This is a genomic window from Pseudomonas sp. JL23 (genome assembly GCF_056933585.1).
Window position 1 is genome coordinate 2,468,867 of sequence record NZ_CM167795.1, and the last position, 21,365, is coordinate 2,490,231.

A 21,365-nucleotide genomic window follows, 5' to 3' on the forward strand; every position below is an offset into this window, starting at 1 on the left:
AAAACTGAGAATTTCTGCAGGCGCCCTGAATCAAGGCTTTGAGAGAAATATGAGAGTGTTTCTCAACCGCAGATGATGGCCGTATGCAGTCAGGGGTTATTCGACGAAGGGTCATGATGTGACTTTTTGTCGCTGCGGTTGTCAGGCCCAATAGCTATTTTTTCATCACACTGTTGCATGACCGTTACGGTCGCTTATGTTTACCGTCGCACTGACACTATCGTTGGTGCGGCGGACCGGCACAAACTCTGTGCCACGCAGGCGTTCTCCAAGAAAGGCGTCTGTTTAAATCTGGCCGGCAATGCGTTGCCCGCCGCTTATGGCTCAGGCCCTGGAAGTCTCATGTCGGACCGTTACGAACTTTTCCTCACTTGCCCCAAAGGCCTGGAAGGGCTGCTTGCCGAGGAAGCCACTGCGCTGGGTCTTGAAGAGACCCGTGAACACACTTCGGCCATCCGTGGCAGCGCCAGCATGGAGACGGCCTACCGCCTGTGCCTGTGGTCGCGCCTGGCCAACCGCGTGTTGCTGGTGCTCAAGCGTTTTCCGATGAAAAACGCCGATGACCTGTATGACGGCGTGCTCGACATTGACTGGCAGGATCACCTGGAAGCCGACGGCAGCCTGGCGGTGGAGTTCAGCGGCCATGGCTCGGGGATCGACAACACCCACTTCGGCGCCCTGAAGGTCAAGGATGCCATCGTCGACAAACTGCGTACCGCTGACGGCCTGCGCCCCTCGGTAGACAAGCTCAACCCGGACCTGCGCGTGCACCTGCGCCTGGACCGTGGCGAAGCCATTCTGTCCCTCGACCTGTCCGGTCACAGCCTGCACCAGCGTGGCTATCGCCTGCAGCAGGGCGCCGCGCCGCTCAAGGAAAACCTCGCTGCCGCGATCCTGATCCGTTCTGGCTGGCCGCGCATTGCCGCTGAAGGCGGCGCCCTGGCCGACCCGATGTGCGGTGTTGGTACATTCCTGGTCGAAGCCGCGATGATCGCCGCCGACATCGCGCCCAACCTGAAGCGCGAGCGCTGGGGTTTCACTCAGTGGCTGGGCCACGTCCCGGCCCTGTGGCGCAAGCTGCACGACGAGGCTCTGGAGCGTGCCGCCGCCGGTCTGGCCAAGCCGCCGCTGTGGATTCGCGGTTATGAAGCTGACCCTCGACTGATTCAGCCGGGCCGCAACAACATCGAACGTGCGGGCCTGAGCGACTGGATCAAGGTGTATCAAGGTGAAGTCGCGACCTTCGAACCTCGTCCGGACCAGAACCAGAAAGGCCTGGTGATCTGTAACCCGCCCTACGGCGAGCGCCTGGGCGACGAGGCCAGCCTGCTGTACCTCTACCAGAACCTTGGCGAGCGTCTGCGTCAGGCCTGCCTGAACTGGGAAGCCGCCGTGTTTACCGGGGCCCCGGACCTGGGCAAGCGCATGGGCATCCGCAGCCACAAGCAATACGCCTTCTGGAACGGCGCCTTGCCGTGCAAGCTGTTGCTGATCAAGGTCCAGCCGGATCAGTTCGTTACCGGCGAGCGTCGTACCCCCGAGCAGCGCCAGATCGAGCGGGAAAATCCGGTCGAGGAAGTGGTTGAAGAGCGCAAGCTGAACAAGAACGGCAACCCGATCAAGCCGGTGCCGGCGGTGATCGAACAGCCACGTCTGAGCGAAGGCGGGCAGATGTTTGCCAACCGTCTGCAGAAGAACCTCAAGCAGATGGGCAAGTGGGTGCGCCGCGAAGGCATCGATTGCTACCGGGTCTACGACGCCGATATGCCGGAATATTCCTTGGCCATCGATCTCTATCACGACTGGGTCCATGTGCAGGAATACGCGGCGCCCAAGTCCATCGATCCGGAAAAGGCCTCGGCCCGTCTGTTCGATGCCCTGGCAGCGATTCCCCAGGCACTGGGCATCGACAAGAGCCGCGTGGTGATCAAGCGTCGCGAGCGTCAGAGCGGCACTCGCCAGTATGAGCGCCAGAGCGCCCAGGGCCAGTTCCTGGAAGTCGGCGAAGGCGGCATCAAGCTGCTGGTCAACCTGACCGACTACCTCGATACCGGCCTGTTTCTCGATCACCGGCCGATGCGCATGCGTATCCAGCGCGAGGCCGAGGGCAAACGCTTTCTCAACCTGTACTGCTATACCGCCACGGCCAGCGTACACGCAGCCAAGGGCGGCGCGCGCAGTACCACCAGCGTCGACCTGTCGCGCACGTACCTGGACTGGGCGCGACGCAACCTGTCGCTCAACGGCTTCTCCGACAAGAATCGGCTTGAGCAGAGTGACGTCATGGTCTGGCTGGAAGCCAGTCGCGATGAGTACGATCTGATCTTCATCGACCCGCCGACATTCTCCAACTCCAAGCGTATGGAGGGGGTGTTCGACGTGCAGCGCGATCAGGTGCAACTCATCGACCTGGCCATGGCGCGCCTGGCGCCGGGCGGCGTGCTGTATTTCTCCAACAACTTCCGCAAGTTCGTGCTGGAAGAGAACCTGGCCGAGCGTTATGCCGTCGAGGAAATCACCGCCCAGACCGTCGACCCGGACTTTGTCCGCAACAGCAAGATTCACCGGGCGTGGAAGATTACCGCGCGGGCGTGATCGGATAGCGGGTGTTGCAAATGGCCCTGTTGGAATGAGGGTATGTGGGAGCCGGCTTGCTGGCGATGGCGGTAGACGAGTCTTGGACGCTATTACGAGCGCTTTGCGCTCGATCGCCACCAAGGCGGCTCCCACAGTGCTGTGCAGTCCCATGGTATCGACGTGATATTTCGCATCCCTGATTAGTGGCGAATAGCTACAAGCCAACTACAGTGAGGGTGTGCCATATCCTGCCGATGTCGTGAGTTCTGCGTATGTCTTCCAAGCAGTTCAGACCCAAGATTCTCGGCTTTATCAGTGAGCAAACATCTGCCTGGATGGTTGCTATCGTCGCTTTTCTGATAGGGGCCATGCTTACAGCGATGCTGGCCATGGCCAGCACCGAACTTTATCAACGCCAGCTGCGTCAGCGTTTCGATCTGCTCGCGGGGGAGCGGGTCAGTCGGATACAGGAGCGTCTCGATAATCAGGCCCGGCGTCTGGACAGCCTGCGACGTTTCTTTCTCTATTCCGATGAGGTCACTCGCCGGGAGTTCGCCGGTTTTGCCACGCCGCTGCTGATCAGCACCGAGGCCTATGCCTGGGCGCCGCGGGTCACGGCTGCTGAACGTGAGACCTTCGAAAGCAAGGCGCGGGAGGATGTGCGGGCCGACTACAGCATCCTTGAGCAGGACGGCCAGGGCGGGTTTCGCCAGGCAGGTCAGCGCGAGACCTATTTTCCCCTGCTGTTCGTGCAGTCCATGGGGCGTACGGCGGCCCCGGCGGGCTTTGACATGCTCTCCGTACCCTTGCGTCAGGCGACCCTTGAGCACGCTTATCAATTGGGCACCATGGTCGCCAGCCCCCGCACCGAGTTGCTCGGGCACGACGATGGTCGCGCCGATGGCGTTCTGCTGGTTTCTCCCGTGCAGTCCAGCGTCGTCAGGACCGATGGTCAGCCCCGCGATGTACTGGGCTATCTGATCGCCGCAATCAATCTCAAGCAATTGATGACCGAAGGCCTGCCTGCGCAGGACAATCTGTCGGTGAGTCTGCGTGATCTGACGGCTCCCGCAGACTTGCAGTTGCTCTACCAGTCGCCTTCCGATGCGGCGAGCGAGATGCTGCGGGTCAGCTCGCTGCTGGGTATGGCGGATCGGGATTACCTGCTGGAAATCCGTCCTACCCTCACTTTTCTCAGTGCCAATGAGTCGTCCACCGGTGATGTGATCGTGCTCGGCGCAATGCTGAGTCTGTTGCTCAGCGGCTTGCTCTACAGCCTGGTCAGCCAACGCCAGCGGGCCTTGTATCTGGTCGATCAGCGCACGGCAGAGCTGCGCATGCGTGAGCAGCAACTGCGCGGCACCCATGGTCAATTGCGCAACGTGCTCAACGCGGCGACCGAAGTGGCGGTCATCGCTACCGACCTCAATGGCGTAATCACCACCTTCAACGTCGGCGCACAGAAAATGCTCGGCTATCGCGATGAGCAGGTGCTGGGTCGGCTTTCATTGAAGGATTTCCAACTGAGCGCCGAACTGGAGCGCCATGGCGAGCAGATGAGCCAGCGTTACGGTCGGCTGATTTCTGCAGATGAGGCGCTGTTCGTCGAAGCCGCAGAGGAGGATGGTCACGAGTCTCAGGAGTGGACACTGCTGCGTCGCGACGGCAGCTCGTTGCAGGTCAATATGCTGGTGACGGCGGTGCGCGACGAGCAGGAGCAATGGGTGGGCTATCTGGCAGTGTGCATTGATGTCACTGAGCGCAAGCGCGTCCATGAAGCCTTGGCGGCGCGGGATCAATTGCTTGAGAAACTCAGTGCCAATGTCCCCGGTGGTATTTACCAATACCGTCTTGAGACCAATGGCCGCTCCGGGTTCACCTACACCAGTGTCGGCATGGGCAGTCTGTTTGAATTGTCCGAGGAAGATATGCGCGCCGATATCGGAGTGATCCTGGCGCGGATCAATCCCCTTGATGTCGGTCGGGTCAAGGCTTCAATTCGTCAGTCCGCTGACCATCTCACGCCGTGGCACGAAGAGTATCGAGTCGAGTTGCCGGTTCAGGGGCAGCGCTGGATACGCGGCGAGGCGACGCCTGAGCGGCAGAACGACGGCGCGATTCTCTGGCATGGTTTCTTCTCGGATATTTCCGACACCAAGCGGGTCGAGGAAGAGTTGCGGGCGCTGTCAGTGACTGATGTGCTGACTGGCGTCTACAACCGGCGTTTCTTCCAGGATCGATTGCGCTCGGAATTGGCGCGACTGGAGCGTTATGGCGGGGAAATGTCGGTGATCATGCTGGATATTGATCACTTCAAGCGGATCAACGACAAATACGGTCATGGCATGGGCGACAAGGTCCTGCAGACAATCTGCCAACGCATTAGCCAGCGGTTGCGCCGCAATGACGTGTTCTGTCGCCTGGGCGGAGAGGAGTTCGTAGTGCTGTGCCCCGGCACCAGCGCCTGGCAGGCACAGGAACTGGCCCTGCAGTTATGGCAGTCGTTGCGCAATCAGCCGATCGAGGGCGTCGGCCCGGTCACGGCCAGCTTCGGCATTGCTGGCTGGCGCGACAAGGAGGACGGCGACGCGATGTTGCTGCGCGCCGATTCGGGCGTCTATGCGGCCAAGCAGGCCGGGCGCGACCGGGTCGAGCCGGAACGCGCCTGACGGCTGATATCAGGGCTGCTGGATCGACACGCTGGCGTTGCCCAGCTTGGGCTGGCGATACAACTCCAGCAACACTTCATCGAGCAGCGACGACAGGCCGAACGGTCGTGGATCGTTGAGGATCGCGACCACGGCCCATGTATTGCCATTGCTGTCACGGCTGAAACCGGCGATTGCGCGCACGGTGTTCAGGGTGCCGGTCTTGATGTGCGCTTCACCCAGCAGAGGACTGCGCTTGAGGCGCTTGCGCATGGTCCCGTCCATGCCTGCGATAGGCAGCGAGCTCATGTATTCGGCGGCGTAGGGGCTGTTCCAGGCGGCCTGCAGCATGACGGCCATTTCCCGGGCGCTGACCCGTTCGGCACGGGACAGGCCTGAGCCGTTTTCCATGACCAGATGCGGTGCGGTAATGCCTTTTTTCGCCAGCCACTGGCGTACCACACGCTGTGCGGCCTTGGCGTCATCGCCATCGGCTTCATTGCGGAAGGCTTCGCCCAGGCTCAGGAACAGCTGCTGAGCCATGGTGTTGTTACTGAATTTATTGATGTCGCGGATGATTTCCGCCAGGTCCGGGGAGAACGCCCGGGCCACTACCTTGGCGCTGTCCGGCACATTGGCCTGGCGATCTGCACCTTGAATAGTACCGCCCAGCTCCTGCCAGATGGCGCGCACGGCCCCGGCGGTGTAGGTCGGGTGGTCGAGCAGCGACAGGTAGGTCTGGGAACTGCAGCCGTCGGCCAGGGGGCCGCTGACAGTCACAGCCACGCTGCCGTCGGGCTGTGGCGCCGGGCTGTAGCGCACGTCATCGCCACACTGCTTGGAAGCCAAGGGCTTGACCTGGTTGATCACATGGATGCTGGCGATGGGCGGCTCCACCGAGATCAGCACCTTGCCGCCGTCGTTGCGGGTCACGAAGCGCAAAGCCTTGAGGTTAACCATCAGCGCGTCCGGCTTGACCAGGAACGGCTTGTTCTCGTCGTTGCCGTCGTCGTTGAATTCCGGCAGCTGCGGCTGGATGAAGAAGCTGCGATCCAGGACCAGGTCGCCGGTGATCTGCTGTACGCCGTTGGCGCGCAGGTCACGCATCAGCAGCCAGAGCTTTTCCATGTTGAGCTTGGGGTCACCGCCGCCCTTGAGGTACAGATTGCCGCGCAGCACGCCGTTGCTCAAGGTGCCGTCGGTAAGGAATTCGGTTTTCCACTGGTGGGTCGGGCCGAGCATTTCCAGGGCCGCGAAGGTGGTTACCAGCTTCATGGTCGACGCCGGGTTGACCGATACGTCGGCGTTGAACACGGTCGGCGTGCCGGGGCCGTTTAGCGGCAGCATCACCAGGGACAGGGCGTTATCGTTGAGCTTGGCCGCCTTGAGCGCCTGCTCGATCTTCGGGGGCAGGGCGGTGTTGATCGTTGCAGCGTAGGCAGGCAGTGTCAGGGGCAGGAACAGGGTGGCGAACAACAGTGGACGTAAAGACTTGATCATCAAAAAAACCCTAAAGCAAAAATAAGGGTGAAGAAGAAGGCGTGAAAAGGTGCCCTCGATGTAAATGCCGGTAAAACAAGCAATTTTGGTAATAAATGAAAATGACAATTGAATAGAGCGGCATTATGCCCGAAGCCAACGTGACTTGTGCCTAACTACGAGCGTCCGGCGGGATTTTTTTGCACGGTGGTGTCAGCATGGATCTGATGTGGGACCGGCTTTAGCCGGGAAGGGAGTGTTACAGGTGCAACATATCCATGGTGTTGAATGTCGCTTCCCGGCTAAAGCCGGTCCCACAGGGAGGGCAGAGAGTGGGACAGGGGAATGGCAGGCATAAAAAAGCCACCCCGAGGGGTGGCTTCTTCGTGCAATCAAGCGGCTATCAGGCAGCCGGGTTGATCGGCTTTTCCGGATACCAGGCGTCCAGCAGCGGGCTGACTTCAACCTTGGTCAGTTCGCTGCGAGCCTTGAGCCAGGCTTCAACGGTAGCGCGCTGCTCTTCGCTGACGGAACCGCGGTTGGCCAGGCAGACCAGACCGTAGTCGTCACCGCCAACATAGTCCAGACCGTTGGCGTCCATGGCATCAGCCAGGAAAGCGTCGAGGAAGGCATCGATTGCCTCGTCACCCAGGTCCTCTTTGAATTCCAGGTTCAGCTCAAAGCCCAATTCCTGGAACTCGTCCACACAGAGCTTTTTGCGCAGACGACGGGAGCGGTTAGTGGCCATGAAGCGATCCTCTTAAGTAATTTCGGGGCGCAGTCTACCAGTTAAGTCGGGGCAGCGTCTGCTCGGCTGCCATTAAGGTTGATGAGCGTCTGCCTGTTGGAGTTGCAATGCCTGTTCCAGCTCGACCAAGGCTCGCTCTACCGCTTGCTGGCAGGCTTTGAGCTCGCTGATCGAGGCGTGGTCGTTGCAGGCTTGCTCCAGCGCTTCACAGGCTTCGATGACCGCGCTGGCGCGGATGATACGTGCGGCGCCGCGAATCTTGTGGGCGATTTCCCGCAGCCCACCGCGATCATCGCTGACGATCAGTTCCGCCAGTGCCTCCCTATCCTCCCGATTGCTGCTGATCAATTGCGCCAGCAGGCGCTGGATCAGCTCCGGGCGGTCGCCGGTCAGGTTGCGCACGCTGTCCAGGCTATAACCGGGGGATGGCGGGGCAGTCTGTTGCGGGGCAATACCACTCAGGCGCTCGCTCAGGGACGTCAGGCTGATGGGTTTGAACAGGCAATCGTCCATGCCCGCATCCAGGCAGCGCTGCTTCTCCTCTGATTGGGCGTTGGCGGTAAAACCCAGCACCGCGCTGCGGGGCATATGCTGTTCCTGCTCGTGACGACGGATCGCCCGCGTCAGGTCATAGCCGTTCATGACCGGCATGTTGCAGTCGGCAATGACCACGTCGAAGGCCTTTTCCAGCCAGCTCTGCAGGGCCATGGCGCCGTTTTGCGCGGCTTCGCAATGATGGCCGAGAAACTCCAGTTGCTGACATAGCAGCAGGCGATTGGCCGGATGGTCGTCCACTACAAGGATGCTCAGGCGCGGGCTGGAATGTGCCGGAGGATCGCGCTGCAGGTGCGCAGGGTCGAGAGGTTCCAGGGTCGTCAGGTCGAGGGTCATGGACACCTGGGTACCCACACCCTGTTCGCTGCTCAGGCTCAGAGTGCCGCCCATCATTTCGCACAGGCTGCGGCAGATCACCAGGCCCAGCCCGGCGCCGGTTCGGGCCAGTTGGCCGCTGTTGTCGGCCTGGGCAAAAGGTTCGAACAGGCGCTGCTGATCGACGGTACCGATACCGATGCCGCTGTCCTGGATCAACACACGCAGGTGCAGTTGCTGCGGATTCGGTGCTGCGTCGGTCTGCAGACTGACTCGCACATGACCGCGTTCGGTGAACTTGATGGCGTTGCTGATCAGGTTGGACAGGATCTGCTTGAAACGTAGTGGATCGATCAGTACGTCGACGTTGATTCGGTTGTCGAGGTCCAGTTGCAGGCTCAGATTTTTTTGCCGCGCCAAGCCTTCGAACACCCGTACCACCGACTCCACCAATTGATGCAGGTTGGCTCGCTCGGGGCTCAGGGCCAGTCGTCCCGATTCGATGCGGGCGATGTCGAGAATGTCGCCGATCAGTTCCAGCAGATCCTTGGCCGAACTGTAGGCCACCTCGATCGCCGGGCGGTCCAGATGACCTTGGTCGGCGCGTTTGAGGGCCAGTTCGAGCATGCCGATCACGGCATTCATCGGGGTGCGGATTTCATGGCTCATGGTTGCCAGGAAGGTGCTTTTCGCCCGATTGGCATCGTCGGCCTGGTCTTTGGCGGCGCGCAGATCTTCCAGCAGGCGACGTCGCTCGCTGATGTCCAGCCAGCCTCCGATGATGCCCTTGACCTCGCCCAGGGAGTCGCGGAACGGCAGGATCCAGTGATAGATGGTCAGCCTGCGGTTGGCGATATGCAGGGTGCGGTCGAGAATCATCGGGCTGTTGCTGGACATTACGTGTTGGTAATCGGCGGCGAACTCCCGGGCCTCGACGCTGTTGCTGAGGATGCCTTCGGTGACGCTTTTGCCGATCACGTCCTCACGTCGCGCCGAGAACGCCTCCAGATAGCTGTCGTTGCACATGCGCAACAGACCTTGATGGTCGCGCACGTAGATCGGATGCGGTGTGCCGTTGACCAGTGCGCTCATGAATTCGACCTGGTCATTGAGCGCCCGCTCGGCGGCCTCGCGTTTCTTGATCTGGCGACGCATGTAGGCGTTCCAGGCCAGGGAGCCGAGCAGCAGCAGGCTGGCGCCGATGAGGATCTGGTAGATCAGGCGCTGGTAGTCGTGCCACATGCCGCTGGCCGGGGTATAGGAGCGCCAGCGATTGTTGATTACGGCCAGCTCCTGGGGGGTGACGCTGGACAAGGCCTTGTCGATGATGGCTGTCAGCTCAGTGGCGTTGCGTGATGTGGCCATGGAGATGAGGGCCGGTTCTTCGCCTACCGTTGCGGTCATTTGCAGGCGCTTGTTGAAGATCCCCGAGGACACAAAATAGTTGGCGCTGAGCAGCGAGGTGATGGCGCCTTCGACCCGGCCCTGGCTAAGCATGTCCAGGACCTGAAACGGGTTGTCGGCTTCGACGAGGGTGACTTCGGGATAGGCTTGCCGCAGGTAAGGCTCCAAGGGGCTGTCCTGGGAAATGGCGACCCGCTTACCTGCCAGTTGCTCCAGATGCTGAGGGTTGGCGGGCCAGTGGCGAGTGACCAGTACAAACGAGTTGTCGATGTAGGGACGGCTGAAATTGAAGCGCTGCTGTCGTTCTTCGCTGGGAATCATTGCTCCGATCAGGTCGGCCTGGCCCTGGCCGACCTGATTGAGCATGTCGGTCATACTGGGGGAGCGGTTGAACTCGAAGCGCAGTCCCGTGCGCAGCCGCACCAGTTCCAGGAGGTCTGCGGTGATGCCGCGAAAGTTGCCGCTGGCGTCGAAGAAGGTCAGCGGTGCATAGGCCTCGTTGAACACCACCCGCACCACGGGGTTCTGGGCGATCCAGCGTTCTTCACGCGGGGTCAGCTGCAACCTTTGGTCCGTCAGCATCAGGTCGCTGCCAGCGCCCCAGCGTTTGGAAATCTCAACCCGTTCGTCCAGGGGGATGGCTTTGAGGGTCTGGTTGATGATCTCCAGCAGGGCGGTGTCGTTATTGCGCACGGCGAAGCTGAAGCCGGTGGGTTCGTGCTTGCCGAAGTTGGCCATCTGCACGTTGTTCAGATAGCCCTTGTTGATCAGGTACTGGGTCGAGATGGTATCGCCGAGAAAGACGTCGGCCTGATTGAAGGCGACAGCATTGATAGCACTCTGGAATGAGGGATAGCTCATCAGTCGCGCCTTTGGATACAGCGCCTCTATTTCGTTCAGCGGCAGGTAGTGATAGACCATGCTCAGGCGCATGTTCGCCAGCCCTTGGTTCAGGGGGCGGGTTTCGCCGATGCGGCTGACCAGCACCGGCTGATCAACCGCATAGGGCGTGGACAGTCGCAGATCGCGTTCCACCGCCTCGTAGCCATTGGCGCTGCCCAGCAGGTCAATTTGCCCGGCTGCGAGGGCGGCGATGGCGGCTTCACGGGATTCGAAGCGGCGGACCTTGATCGACAGGTGCAGGGCGCTGGAGATGATGCCGGCGTAATCGGCGGTGAATCCCTCGTAGTCCTGGCCGGAAATGGTCAGGTCGAAAGGCGGATAGTCGGGGGCGGATGTGCCCAGGATCAGTTCGCCTTTATTGCGGACCCACTCCCATTGGGCATCGTCCAGTTTTACGTTCATGTGGGCAGGGCTGGAGCGACTGAGCAGGGTGTAGTGTTCAGCCGCTCTCAGCCCTGCCGACAAGCCTGCGCCCAGGCAAATGCTTACAGCAACAATCAAACAGTGTTTAAGGCGCGTGGGCATCCGGTTTCTCACACTAGCGCGTTGCGTTTTGCCATCTCGATAAGTTCTACCAAGGTTTTCGTTCTGAGCTTTTGCATGAGTCGAGTCTTGTATGTGCTGACGGTTTTATTGCTGAGGAACATGCCTTTGGCAATTTCCTTGTTGCTCCGTCCTTGGGCGAATAACTGCAATACCATCAATTCGCGATCATTGACCAGTTTGAAAAGTTCGACTTCGCTCGGCTGGCCGTCTGCACGGTAGACCGGAGCCAGTGCCTGGCTTGGGAAGTAATTGTAGCCGGATAATACAGCTTTTACCGAACTGAGCAATTCACTGAGATCTTCCTGTTTGCACACATAACCCGCCGCCCCTGATTGCATGCAGCGAATGGCGAACAGAGCGGGGGTCTGTGCCGTCAGTACCAGAATTTTTGATGGCAGACCCATGGCATTGAAGCGGGCCAGTACTTCCAGTCCGTCGAGCTTGGGAATGCTGATGTCGAGAATGATCAGGTCGGGCATGCATTCCCTGACCATTTGCATGGCGTCGACGCCATTGTCAGTTTCGCCTACCACTTCATAGTTTTCGTTTTCCAGAAGCATGCGTACGGCAAGACGAATAACGGGGTGGTCATCGATGATAAAAACTGAGTTCATAGCTAAGTCCATACAAACAACGAAGAAGAAAGCGCGCACCTTAGCTCAGATATTCGGGCAGGCACATTAATGGACTGCCCCAAGAAGCCCTTATAGGAAAGTTCCTACAAGAAATAGCGAATTGGAATACGCAAAAGGCCGGATCACGTTGTAAATGTTTATAAATATGGTCGGCTTTTTCGCGAGATTTTGGCTATTCGGTTGCACACTGTTTATTACATTTGGATATAGATGCTCTCATTTATGTCGCAAGCTTCTGCAATAAAAGGTTATAGGTCGACGAATTAACCGGGAAGTCTGGAAGACGGGGTGGCCGGGGGCAGGTTGATCGACCTCTGGCGGGAGTCAACCTGACGAGCGGGGAAGTGGCGGCGAGGGGGATCAGGTTGTTACGTCTGGCGCTGTATTCAGGTGGGCGATAAGTTCGCTGAGGTCGGGACCATGCAAGGGCTTGCTCAGGCAGCCCAGGAGCGGCAGGCCCAGTTCCATGGCCTGCCTGCGCAGGTCGTCGAGCTGCGGATCGGCCAGGCCGCTGAGCAGGATGGCGTTGCGCATCAGGCTGCGTCGGTGGGCCTGTTCGATCAGGGTCAGCCCCATAAGGTCCGGCAGGCATTGGTCACATAACAAAAGATCGTAGGGGCGTGCCGCTCGCTCCATTTCCTGCAGGGCTTCCCGGGCTGTCAGGGCGGGCGTCAGGAGAAAGTAGCCCTGGTTGTTCAGCAGTATTTGTGTGGCAATCAGCTGGAAAGGGTGGTCCTCCACCAACAGGATGCGCAGGTTGTTTTTAAACATCGGGACGTTCCGGCGAGGTGCTTGCGCTGCAGGCAGCAAGCCAATGGTGCGCGAATTTGCAGGGGCGGGATTATTCGACAGATGTCACAGAGCGGCGATCAGACGTTTCTTTTTGGTGTGTAGGAAATTTCTGAAGCTGAGGGAAGGGGCAGGCAGCTCCAGGGTAGGAGTCGGACAGATGGAGCACGCCATCCGCCCGGTCAGGTTCTTACATGGGGCCTGAGCGCCCGGTCATTTCCCGGGCCATTTCGCTGGCGTAACTGTCAGTCATTCCGGCGATGAAATCGATCATGCGCAGGAATGAGGCATGCAGTGACCAGTCCGGGCTCGGTGCACTGTTGCCCAACAGGTCGAGGATGCGCCGGTGCTTGAACGATGGCGTGCGCCCGCCGAACTGCTCCAGCGCCGCGCCGCAAAAGGCGTTGAGGAGGATCTCCAGGGTGGTGTAGGCGCCTATCTCATGAAGGGTTTTGCGTTTGTCCTGGAAGATCTTCTTGCGTGCCATGTCCTTGGCGCTGAGCACGCAGCGCTTGGCCGGGCCGTGCATGTGCTCGACCAGGTCGCCGCTGAGGGTTCCGGCCAGCAGGGCATCCTGTTGCTCGACAAAGGCCCGGGCAGCGGCGTTGGTCAGGTGCTCGATGGCTTTGCCGCGCAGGATCGCCAGCTTGCGGCGCCGGGAGTCGTTGGGGCCGAGCTGACGGTAGGTGTCGGGCAGGTCATCGCCTACCAGCCCCAACAGCAGGGCTTCGACTTCGGCGTAGTCGAGCAGCTCCATTTCCAGGCCATCTTCCAGGTCGATCAGGGCGTAGCAGATATCGTCGGCGGCCTCCATCAGGTAGACCAATGGATGCCGCGCCCAGCGCTGGTCTTCCAGTTGCGGGATACCGAGCTTGTGGGCGATCTGTTCGAGGATCGGCAGCTCGCTCTGATAGCAACCGAACTTGTGCTTCTTGTAGCCCAAGGAATCAGCGTGACTGGCCGTCCAAGGGTATTTCAGGTAAGTGCCGAGGGTGGCGTAGGTCAGCCGGGTGCCACCGTCGAACTGGTGATATTCCAGTTGGGTCAGGACCCGAAAGCCCTGAGCGTTGCCTTCGAAATTTAGGAAATCCTTGCGTTCGGTATCGCTCATGGCATCCAGCCAGCCGCGTCCGGCGGCCTGGTTGAACCAGTTGCGGATGGCGTCTTCACCGGAGTGGCCGAAGGGCGGGTTACCGATGTCGTGGGCCAGACAGGCCGATTGCACGACCATGCCCAGGTCGCTGGGCTCGCACCATTCGGGCAGAGCGCTGCGCAGGGTCTCGCCGACACGCATGCCAAGGGAGCGGCCGACGCAGCTGACTTCCAGGGAGTGGGTCAGGCGAGTATGGATATGATCGTTGCTCGATACCGGATGAACCTGGGTCTTGCGCCCCAGACGGCGGAAGGCGCCGGAGAAGATGATCCGGTCATGGTCTTTATGGAAAGGACTGCGCCCCAGTTCCTCGGGGCTGTGCAGGGTTTTGCCGAGTCGTTCGCGGTTAAGCAGGGTTTGCCAATCCAAGGCGTGCACTCCATCGAGGTGAGGTCCCTAGCTTCAGGGTTTGCCCCGCCCGCTGCAAGGGGCGCCGCCCTACATTCCCGCAGCGTCTATATCAATCAGTAACAGGCGCTGGCCATTGTCGAAGAACTGGCCCGCCGTCAGGCAATACTGGTTGCTGGTGGCATCGCGGTAGGTGTTGGACAGGGTCAGGCGCCGCTCGTCCCAGCCTTCGGCCAGCAGATGATAGAAATACGGGCGCCACGACCAGTTATGGCCAACGTAGCGGGTATCGGCCTGCCAGGTGCCATCACGCCATTCCAGGTTGGGCGTCAGTTGCGTGCCGTGACGGTCGCACTGATAGAAACGCAGCAGCCAGGGATAGTCGTGCAAAGCCGGCAGCGCGCTGATGGGGGCCTGGCCTTCGGCCCATTGTTGCAACACGCCCATCAGAGTGCCAAGTCGCAGGCGCAGATTCATCAAACGAGCCCTTTCGGCTACCTTGCCGAGTACGTAGCGGTCGCGCAGCTCGGCGAACTGGCTGACGAAGGCATCGGCGGCGCGAAACTCCAGTTCACCCTGGGCGAACAGGAAGCCCTGTACATAGCGCGAGCCACATTCCAGGGCAAAGTCCAGCTCGGCCTCGGTCTCGACGCCTTCGGCGATGATCCAGCAGCCGGTTTTCTCGGCCATTTGCGCCAGGGCCTTGACCACATCGCTGCTGGGGCCGCCCCTGGCTGCCGCCTGGAACAGACGCATGTCGAGCTTGAGGATGTCCGGCTGCAACGACAGCACGCGATCCAGTTGCGAATACCCCGCGCCGAAATCATCGATGGCAATGCGCGCACCGGCTTCTCGGTAGCGCGCCACGACATCGGCCAGACGCTGGCTGTCGCCGCCCAGTTCGGTGATCTCAAAGACGATGCGCGAAGGTGCTACGCCATGACGTTGCAGTTGCTTGAGGCTGGGCAAGGCTTGACCGGGGCGCAGGCGATTGATCCAGCGCGGTGACATGTTCAGGCTCAGGAACCAGTCATCCGGCACTTCATGCAGACGGCTCAAGGCGTCGTCGCGCACTATCCGGTCCAGCTTGCGCAGGGCCACGGCGGGCGTCTTGGGATCGGCGAACAGCGGGCCGACCGAGCGCAACTGGCCATCTTCCTGGCGCAGGCGTCCTAGCGCTTCAATACCCGCTATACGTCCCGTCGCGGTGTCGATGAACGGCTGAAAGCAGGCTAGCGGTTGCCCATCGATCACGGAGCCTCCTTTTATAGTTAAAAAAATCAAGGCGTTACGGTTGTATCGCAACGTTGCCCGCGCAAGTCTGGCCTGCGCGGGCAAGGAGGGCTTGTAGCAAGAATGTAGCCAACTGCAAGAATGCGGCCAAAGTGCCACTATTGTTTGCGAGAATTGCTCTGCAAAGCCAGTTTGAGCAGGGGAATCAGGCTGGCCGATAGCTTGACGAAGCGGGAAAAGTTACCGTTACCCGGTCCTTTGGCGCGTTTTCCGCTGAGAAAGCCCAGCAGGGTCACGGCGGCCACTCCCCACAGCGGTGCGTGCTTGATGCCCAGGCTACCTGGCAGATCATGGGCCATGTGGCGGGCCCGACGAAGAGGATTGAGCAACTGGCTGGATTCGTGACGCAATTCCTGGCGGTGCATTTCCATGCGCAAGCGAATCAACGCTTTGCGCAGTTCGCGGCGGGAGTTACCTTTGGGCAATTCGGGCAGGCTCATGGCAGCAGTCGCTCCCGGTCATTGGCCAGTTCTTCAAGAGTCGACTCGAAGGGCGAGGATTCATCGAAAATCGCCGATTTAAGGCGCAAGCCGCAGAACAATGCGGCCAACAGGTAGAACACGCACAGACCGATGACCGCCGCCAGCCGATAGGTGTCCCACAGTACAACCAGTACCAGCGCCGACAGGCCGACCAGCAGCAGCAAGGCGAAGACCAACGCCAGCCCGGCGAACAGCAGCACGCTCAGGGTACGCGCCTTCTGTTCCTGCAATTCGATGCCGAACAGCTCCACATGGTTGTGCAGCAGGCCGAGAAAGGCAGCACCCAGGCGGCGTATCGAAGAGCCCGATTGCTCGGCGAATGGGGCGGACTCGTTTTCCTGGCTCATCAGGATCAGCGCCGAGTGGCCAACAGGCCGAGTAGAAACCCGACCCCGGCGGCGATACCCACCGACTGCCAGGGATTGCTCTGCACGTAGTCCTCGGTGGCGGTCATCGCGGCATTGCCGCGCTCACGCAGTGACTCCTCGGTTAATTTGAGGGTCTCGCGGGCCTGTTGCAGGCTTTCATTGATCTGGTTGCGCAGTTCATCAGCCTGGTCTCCGGCGAGGGTCGCGGTATGGGCGAGCAGTTTTTCTGCATCGGCTACCAGGGTCTGGAAGTCAGCCATGAGGATTTCTTGTGCGGTTTGAGCGTTAACGCGTGCCATGTGAGTCTCCGTTCGTTGGCGTATGGATGTTTCGAGTACAGCAGGTTGGCGAAGGTTCAGTCGGCATGTGCCGCAAGCCCGCATTGCCGACTGGTACAGCTTTTGCTTCCTGTTGGTGCGCCAGGGAGGCGGTCGCGCCAATCAAGGGCGCGGGTGGCGGCTTAAAAACCGAAACCTTACTTCAAAACCATAACATTCGAGAAAAAAACCAAGCGAATAACGCTCTGCTGCGCCAAATAGGGTCGCGGGCCACTTCTGCCTCAATCAGGCGGTGGCGCCAAATCGGTGCGCAGACAGGTTCAATGTTCCGCTTTGGTGCTTCTCCTTCACTTGCAGGTCTGCCCCCTCGATGGAAAATGTACAAAGCGCTGTGGACACCCTGGTCCACAGCTCCAATACCCTGTTCCTTTTGCTCGGCGCGGTCATGGTACTGGCCATGCATGCCGGATTTGCATTCCTGGAAGTCGGTACGGTCCGGCAGAAAAACCAGGTCAATGCCTTGTCCAAGATCCTCAGTGATTTTGCCGTGTCGACGCTGGCCTACTTCTTTATAGGCTACTGGATTGCCTATGGCGTGAACTTCATCCAGCCCGCAGCCGTGATCAGCGCCGACCATGGTTATGCCCTGGTGAAATTCTTCTTCCTGCTGACCTTCGCTGCGGCGATTCCGGCGATCATTTCCGGCGGTATCGCTGAGCGTGCACGTTTTGCGCCGCAATTATGCGCCACCGTGCTGATCGTGGCGTTTGTCTATCCATTCTTCGAAGGCGTCGTGTGGAACGGCAACCTGGGCCTGCAAGCCTGGCTGTTGCAGGCGTTCGGCGCCAGTTTCCATGATTTCGCCGGGTCTGTGGTGGTACATGCCATGGGCGGCTGGCTGGCGCTGGCGGCGGTATTACTGCTGGGGCCGCGTCATGGCCGGTATCGGGAAGGGCGGCTGGTCGCTTATCCGCCGTCGAGTATTCCGTTCCTGGCTCTAGGCTCGTGGATTCTGATTGTCGGCTGGTTCGGCTTCAACGTCATGAGTGCGCAGAGCCTGCAAGGCCTCAGTGGCCTGGTGGCGGTCAACTCACTATTGGCCATGGTCGGCGGCACTGTGGCGGCGCTGATAGTGGGACGCAATGACCCCGGCTTCTTGCATAACGGCCCGTTGGCCGGGCTTGTGGCGGTGTGTGCGGGTTCGGACCTGATGCACCCCATTGGCGCCCTGGCGACCGGGGTGATCGCCGGTGCGCTGTTTGTCTGGTGCTTCACGGCGGCCCAGGTGCGCTGGAAGATCGACGATGTATTGGGTGTCTGGCCGTTGCATGGTCTGTGCGGCGTTTGGGGCGGCATCGCCTGCGGTATTTTCGGCCAGAGCGCATTGGGCGGGCTGGGCGGCGTGAGTCTGGTCAGCCAGTTGATCGGCACCGGCCTGGGTGTGCTGGTGGCGCTGCTCGGCGGGTTTGCCGTGTATGGCGCGATCAAGTGCACTCTGGGTCTGCGTTTGAGCCAGGAGCAGGAGTATTACGGCGCGGACCTGTCGATTCACAAGATCGGCGCGGTCAGCGCTGATTAATACGCGCTGTTTCAGGTCATCGCCTATGCTCCAGTTCGCAGTCTGGTAGTACCGGTCACCGTCGCGGGCGGCCGGTCAGGGCACGGAGAGGAGCATGGAGCGACTGTTTTCCCTGCAGGGCCTGAGGGGCGTGGCGGTTCTGGGCGTTGTGCTGTTTCACATGATGTCGGTCGAAGCCAAGTACTCCGGCGGCGACATTCTGTTGCCATCCTTCCTGGATTTTTTCCAGCTGGGCGTGGACCTGTTTTTCATCATCAGCGGCTTCGTCATGGTGATCGTCAGTCGCGGGCGTTTCCAGGATGCCGTGCAGTCCCAACGCTTCCTGTTCAATCGCCTGTCGCGCATTTATCCCACCTACTGGCTGTATTTCTTCCTGACCCTGGCGGTCTATCTGCTGCAACCGGGCATGGTCAACAGCAGTCACGGCTCTTCCAACCTGCTGATGTCGTTCCTGCTGCTGCCCAGTGACAAAGTGCTGCTGGTGATGGTCGCCTGGTCCCTGGTGTTCGAGCTGTGGTTCTACCTGGTGTTCACCTTATTGATGTGTCTGCGTGAACGCTGGCTACCGTTGCTGCTTGCATCCTGGGCACTGATTCTGCTGCTGTTCAATGGCGGTTGGGATTGGCACGACTATGCCCCGGCGTTGCAGATCATGCTGCATCCCTATGCCTTGGAATTCATTGTCGGGGCGGCCCTGGCCCTGTTGTTCTATAGCCGTCACAGTGCGCGGATTCCCACCGCTATGGTGCTGGGCATACTGATGTTGCTGGTCGTGCCGGGCATTGCCTTGATTGGCTGGCTGCGCCTGTTTGACAGTGAAGGGACGGTGCGCATGCTGTTGGTAGGCACGGTGTTTGGCAGTCTGGTATTCAGCCTGGCCCTGCTGGAACGACGCGCACTACTGAGCATGCCGAAGTTTTGGGTTGTAGTCGGCGACATGTCCTACACCCTCTATCTGTCGCACTTGCTGGTACTGGGGGTGATAGGGCGCATCTGGCAATGGCTGGGGGCCTGGCCCGAAAACCCTTTGGACAACCTGGGTTTTCTCGCCCTTATGTTCATTGCAGTGCTCTGCTACGGCTGGGTCGGCTACCACTGTTTTGAAAAGCCGGTGCTGGAGCGCGCCACGCGTTTGTGCAAACGCCACTTCAAGTCAAGAGAACGACTGACGACCTGAGCCGCCCCTCGACGAGGCTTGCCAAGCGGTCCTAGAATGACTGCCCATTCCCCAGCTGGAGGGTCATTGCATGCCACCTGAATGCCAGTTGTTTGGCACCCTGGGCTGCCATCTGTGTGAAATTGCCGAAGCCGAATTGTTACCGCTGGTCGAGCATGGCCTGCTCGTGGAGCTGATGGATATCAGCGAAAGCGAGGCGTTGTTCGAAATCTACAGTTTGCGCATTCCGGTGCTGCGGCGGGTCGATACCGGTGCCGAGCTGGACTGGCCGTTCAATGCCGATCAAGTGGTGGCCTTTCTTCAGGCGTAGTCCTTTTCTGATTTGCTTTCCCGATGTTGACAGCCTCGACGATTCCCTATTGAACGAATGGGAAAACTGCAAAGAGGCGACACCATGGTCAACGTCGAACAACTCAAAGCCAGCGTCAATCGCATGCCTGTCGACAGGGTCTGCGAAGCGGTGCTCGAACTGCGCCTGGACGGTCTGGTGCTGGAATCCCTGACACCGTTCAATCGGCTGCATTTCAATACCTGTTTTGCCGAAGTCGAAGCCTTGTTTCAGCGCGCCGGCTTTCATCGCCGCCTGGAAGTGGTGGGCTATCACGGACAGTTGTATGCCTTGTATGACGCCACGCGCTGGCAGCCGGTGGATGTGTTGCACTGGCTCAAGGCCTGTGTCGAGCGCAAGCGGGCATAGCCCGGCGAGGGGCGCTTGGGGGACAATGCGCGCTTGTCGCTTGCGAGAGTCCTGTATGCCCACCGCCGTTTTCAACGCTGCCGATCATCAGGCCAGCACCCTGTATCTGCCACCCGGCCCCTGGGCCACGGTGCTCGACTGCCTGTGCGAGCGCTTTGCCGCCATCAGTCGCGAGCAGTGGCTGGACCGCATCGCCCGTGGTCGGGTGCTGGACGCCGGTGGTGCGCCGATCACGGTGCAACTGGCTTATCGCGAGGGCCTGCGCATCCACTATTTCCGCGAAGTGCCCAATGAGACGCCGATTCCGGTCGAGGAAACGATCATTTATGCCGATGAGCATCTGGTGGTCGCCGACAAGCCGCACTTCCTGCCGGTGACGCCGGCCGGGGAATACGTCGAGCAGACTTTGCTGCGTCGTCTGATCCGGCGCTTCGACAATCCGGACCTGGTGCCGCTGCATCGCATCGATCGGCACACCGCCGGGTTGGTACTGTTTTCCGCACGCAAGGACACTCGCTCGGCTTATCAGGCGCTGTTTCCCACACGGCAGATCGACAAGCGCTACGAAGCCATCGCCCGCGCCTTGCCTGAACTGGAGTTCCCGCGCCTGCACCAAAGCCGTCTGATCGATGGTGAGCCGTTCTTTCGCATGCAAGAAGGGCCAGGGCCGAGCAATACCGAGACGCGCATCGAAGTCTGCGAGCGCAATGGCGATTGGTGGCGTTATGGCCTGTATCCGGTGACCGGCAAGAAGCATCAGTTGCGCGTGCACATGGCGGCGCTGGGGGCAGGGATTCAGAACGATCCGTTCTATCCGGACGTGCTCAAGGATGCCGTGGATGACTTCAGCCAGCCGTTGAAACTGCTCGCGCAGAGCCTGCGCTTCGTCGATCCGGTGACGGGGCAGGAGCGGTTTTTCGAGAGTGGGCTCAAGCTTGCGTGGTGAGGGGCAGTTGGAGCGAGGCTTGCCCGCGAAGAGGTCGGCACATCCAACGCATCTTCTTCGCATGAAATGCTGCTTTCGCGGGCAAGCCTCGCTCCCACAGTACTCAAGCCCTGAGTAGCCAGTGCCCCACAAAAAAAACGCCCCGAACCAGTCGGGGCGTTTTTTTACATTGAAACTTAAAGCAATCAGAGGTCCTTGACGGTACGGACTTGATCCTTGTTGACGCGGGTTTCTTTGCCGTCCAGCTGCTTGAACTCGTAGAACCCCGACTTTTCGTCGTACTTCGGCGAGTCGACAGCCTGGATTTCACGGCCATCATTCAGCGTGATCACAGTAGGCGTAGAGCAGCCCGCCAGGGATGCCAGGCTTACTGCGAGCAGCGTGGCTGCGTAAATATTCCGTTTGATCATGACTGTGTCTCCGGTTGAAATTCTGCAAATACTGA

General features: G+C 60.0%; 18 protein-coding genes. 7 read left to right on the top strand and 11 right to left on the bottom strand.

What is annotated here, in order from left to right; all coding sequences use genetic code 11:
* The first annotated feature begins 342 nt into the window (after positions 1–342).
* Both rlmKL and AC1Z24_RS11620 read left to right on the top strand, forming a co-directional pair.
* On the top strand, positions 343–2,595 hold the full coding sequence (gene rlmKL / locus AC1Z24_RS11615; protein ID WP_483745744.1) for a bifunctional 23S rRNA (guanine(2069)-N(7))-methyltransferase RlmK/23S rRNA (guanine(2445)-N(2))-methyltransferase RlmL: 2,253 nt from the start codon (positions 343–345) through the stop codon (positions 2,593–2,595).
* A gap of 254 nt (positions 2,596–2,849) precedes the next feature.
* Positions 2,850–5,246 carry a sensor domain-containing diguanylate cyclase gene (locus AC1Z24_RS11620; RefSeq protein ID WP_483745745.1) on the top strand — a complete coding sequence of 799 codons (2,397 nt, stop codon included), beginning with the start codon at positions 2,850–2,852 and terminating at the stop codon, positions 5,244–5,246.
* A 9-nt stretch (positions 5,247–5,255) separates the two neighbouring features.
* On the opposite strand, the gene dacB is transcribed toward AC1Z24_RS11620, so the two are convergent.
* The 10 genes from dacB to AC1Z24_RS11670 form a co-directional block, all read right to left on the bottom strand.
* Positions 5,256–6,725, bottom strand: coding sequence for a D-alanyl-D-alanine carboxypeptidase/D-alanyl-D-alanine endopeptidase (gene dacB / locus AC1Z24_RS11625; RefSeq protein ID WP_483745746.1), 1,470 nt, complete (start codon positions 6,723–6,725; stop codon positions 5,256–5,258).
* A gap of 382 nt (positions 6,726–7,107) precedes the next feature.
* Complete coding sequence (locus AC1Z24_RS11630; RefSeq protein WP_259100168.1) at positions 7,108–7,452, bottom strand: YggL 50S ribosome-binding family protein; 345 nt, start codon at positions 7,450–7,452, stop codon at positions 7,108–7,110.
* A 72-nt stretch (positions 7,453–7,524) separates the two neighbouring features.
* Positions 7,525–11,154, bottom strand: coding sequence for a transporter substrate-binding domain-containing protein (locus tag AC1Z24_RS11635; RefSeq protein WP_483745747.1), 3,630 nt, complete (start codon positions 11,152–11,154; stop codon positions 7,525–7,527).
* A gap of 8 nt (positions 11,155–11,162) precedes the next feature.
* Positions 11,163–11,789, bottom strand: a complete 627-nt coding sequence (locus AC1Z24_RS11640; RefSeq protein WP_259100813.1) for a response regulator transcription factor — start codon at positions 11,787–11,789, stop codon at positions 11,163–11,165.
* 381 nt (positions 11,790–12,170) lie between these two features.
* On the bottom strand, positions 12,171–12,581 hold the full coding sequence (locus AC1Z24_RS11645) for a response regulator (RefSeq protein WP_483745748.1): 411 nt from the start codon (positions 12,579–12,581) through the stop codon (positions 12,171–12,173).
* 208 nt (positions 12,582–12,789) lie between these two features.
* Complete coding sequence (locus AC1Z24_RS11650) at positions 12,790–14,121, bottom strand: deoxyguanosinetriphosphate triphosphohydrolase (RefSeq protein WP_483745749.1); 1,332 nt, start codon at positions 14,119–14,121, stop codon at positions 12,790–12,792.
* Positions 14,122–14,190: 69 nt separating this feature from the next.
* Positions 14,191–15,354, bottom strand: a complete 1,164-nt coding sequence (locus tag AC1Z24_RS11655; protein WP_483745750.1) for an EAL domain-containing protein — start codon at positions 15,352–15,354, stop codon at positions 14,191–14,193.
* Positions 15,355–15,491: 137 nt separating this feature from the next.
* A complete protein-coding gene (locus AC1Z24_RS11660) occupies positions 15,492–15,833 on the bottom strand; it encodes a hypothetical protein (protein WP_483745751.1) in 342 nt (113 codons plus the stop codon).
* Positions 15,830–16,222, bottom strand: coding sequence for a phage holin family protein (locus tag AC1Z24_RS11665; protein WP_483745752.1), 393 nt, complete (start codon positions 16,220–16,222; stop codon positions 15,830–15,832). Before AC1Z24_RS11665 ends, AC1Z24_RS11660 begins: the two co-directional genes overlap by 4 nt.
* A gap of 5 nt (positions 16,223–16,227) precedes the next feature.
* Entirely contained in the window at positions 16,228–16,542 is a 315-nt protein-coding gene (locus AC1Z24_RS11670) for an ElaB/YgaM/YqjD family protein (RefSeq protein ID WP_483745753.1), read from the bottom strand.
* A gap of 349 nt (positions 16,543–16,891) precedes the next feature.
* Here AC1Z24_RS11670 and AC1Z24_RS11675 point away from each other — a divergent pair, with 349 nt between their 5' ends.
* The 5 genes from AC1Z24_RS11675 (at position 16,892) to AC1Z24_RS11695 (ending at position 20,920) form a co-directional block, all read left to right on the top strand.
* Positions 16,892–18,100 carry an ammonium transporter gene (locus AC1Z24_RS11675; RefSeq protein WP_483745754.1) on the top strand — a complete coding sequence of 403 codons (1,209 nt, stop codon included), beginning with the start codon at positions 16,892–16,894 and terminating at the stop codon, positions 18,098–18,100.
* A gap of 94 nt (positions 18,101–18,194) precedes the next feature.
* Entirely contained in the window at positions 18,195–19,277 is a 1,083-nt protein-coding gene (locus AC1Z24_RS11680; RefSeq protein ID WP_483745755.1) for an acyltransferase family protein, read from the top strand.
* A 70-nt stretch (positions 19,278–19,347) separates the two neighbouring features.
* Positions 19,348–19,587: a glutaredoxin family protein gene (locus AC1Z24_RS11685; RefSeq protein ID WP_483745756.1), complete on the top strand. Its 240-nt coding sequence runs from the start codon at positions 19,348–19,350 to the stop codon at positions 19,585–19,587.
* 84 nt (positions 19,588–19,671) lie between these two features.
* Positions 19,672–19,974: a transcriptional regulator gene (locus AC1Z24_RS11690; RefSeq protein ID WP_483745757.1), complete on the top strand. Its 303-nt coding sequence runs from the start codon at positions 19,672–19,674 to the stop codon at positions 19,972–19,974.
* A gap of 55 nt (positions 19,975–20,029) precedes the next feature.
* A complete protein-coding gene (locus tag AC1Z24_RS11695; protein ID WP_483745758.1) occupies positions 20,030–20,920 on the top strand; it encodes an RluA family pseudouridine synthase in 891 nt (296 codons plus the stop codon).
* Positions 20,921–21,105: 185 nt separating this feature from the next.
* On the opposite strand, the gene AC1Z24_RS11700 is transcribed toward AC1Z24_RS11695, so the two are convergent.
* Positions 21,106–21,330, bottom strand: coding sequence for a YgdI/YgdR family lipoprotein (locus tag AC1Z24_RS11700; protein ID WP_259099978.1), 225 nt, complete (start codon positions 21,328–21,330; stop codon positions 21,106–21,108).
* Positions 21,331–21,365 lie beyond the last annotated feature (35 nt).

Coding starts and splice junctions, on each gene's coding strand:
- rlmKL (WP_483745744.1), top strand. CDS start 343: ATGTCGGACCGTTACGAACTTTTCCTCACTTGCCCCAAAGGCCTGGAA.
- AC1Z24_RS11620 (WP_483745745.1), top strand. CDS start 2,850: ATGTCTTCCAAGCAGTTCAGACCCAAGATTCTCGGCTTTATCAGTGAG.
- dacB (WP_483745746.1), bottom strand. CDS start 6,725: ATGATCAAGTCTTTACGTCCACTGTTGTTCGCCACCCTGTTCCTGCCC.
- AC1Z24_RS11630 (WP_259100168.1), bottom strand. CDS start 7,452: ATGGCCACTAACCGCTCCCGTCGTCTGCGCAAAAAGCTCTGTGTGGAC.
- AC1Z24_RS11635 (WP_483745747.1), bottom strand. CDS start 11,154: ATGCCCACGCGCCTTAAACACTGTTTGATTGTTGCTGTAAGCATTTGC.
- AC1Z24_RS11640 (WP_259100813.1), bottom strand. CDS start 11,789: ATGAACTCAGTTTTTATCATCGATGACCACCCCGTTATTCGTCTTGCC.
- AC1Z24_RS11645 (WP_483745748.1), bottom strand. CDS start 12,581: ATGTTTAAAAACAACCTGCGCATCCTGTTGGTGGAGGACCACCCTTTC.
- AC1Z24_RS11660 (WP_483745751.1), bottom strand. CDS start 15,833: ATGAGCCTGCCCGAATTGCCCAAAGGTAACTCCCGCCGCGAACTGCGC.
- AC1Z24_RS11665 (WP_483745752.1), bottom strand. CDS start 16,222: ATGAGCCAGGAAAACGAGTCCGCCCCATTCGCCGAGCAATCGGGCTCT.
- AC1Z24_RS11670 (WP_483745753.1), bottom strand. CDS start 16,542: ATGGCACGCGTTAACGCTCAAACCGCACAAGAAATCCTCATGGCTGAC.
- AC1Z24_RS11675 (WP_483745754.1), top strand. CDS start 16,892: ATGGAAAATGTACAAAGCGCTGTGGACACCCTGGTCCACAGCTCCAAT.
- AC1Z24_RS11680 (WP_483745755.1), top strand. CDS start 18,195: ATGGAGCGACTGTTTTCCCTGCAGGGCCTGAGGGGCGTGGCGGTTCTG.
- AC1Z24_RS11685 (WP_483745756.1), top strand. CDS start 19,348: ATGCCACCTGAATGCCAGTTGTTTGGCACCCTGGGCTGCCATCTGTGT.
- AC1Z24_RS11690 (WP_483745757.1), top strand. CDS start 19,672: ATGGTCAACGTCGAACAACTCAAAGCCAGCGTCAATCGCATGCCTGTC.
- AC1Z24_RS11695 (WP_483745758.1), top strand. CDS start 20,030: ATGCCCACCGCCGTTTTCAACGCTGCCGATCATCAGGCCAGCACCCTG.
- AC1Z24_RS11700 (WP_259099978.1), bottom strand. CDS start 21,330: ATGATCAAACGGAATATTTACGCAGCCACGCTGCTCGCAGTAAGCCTG.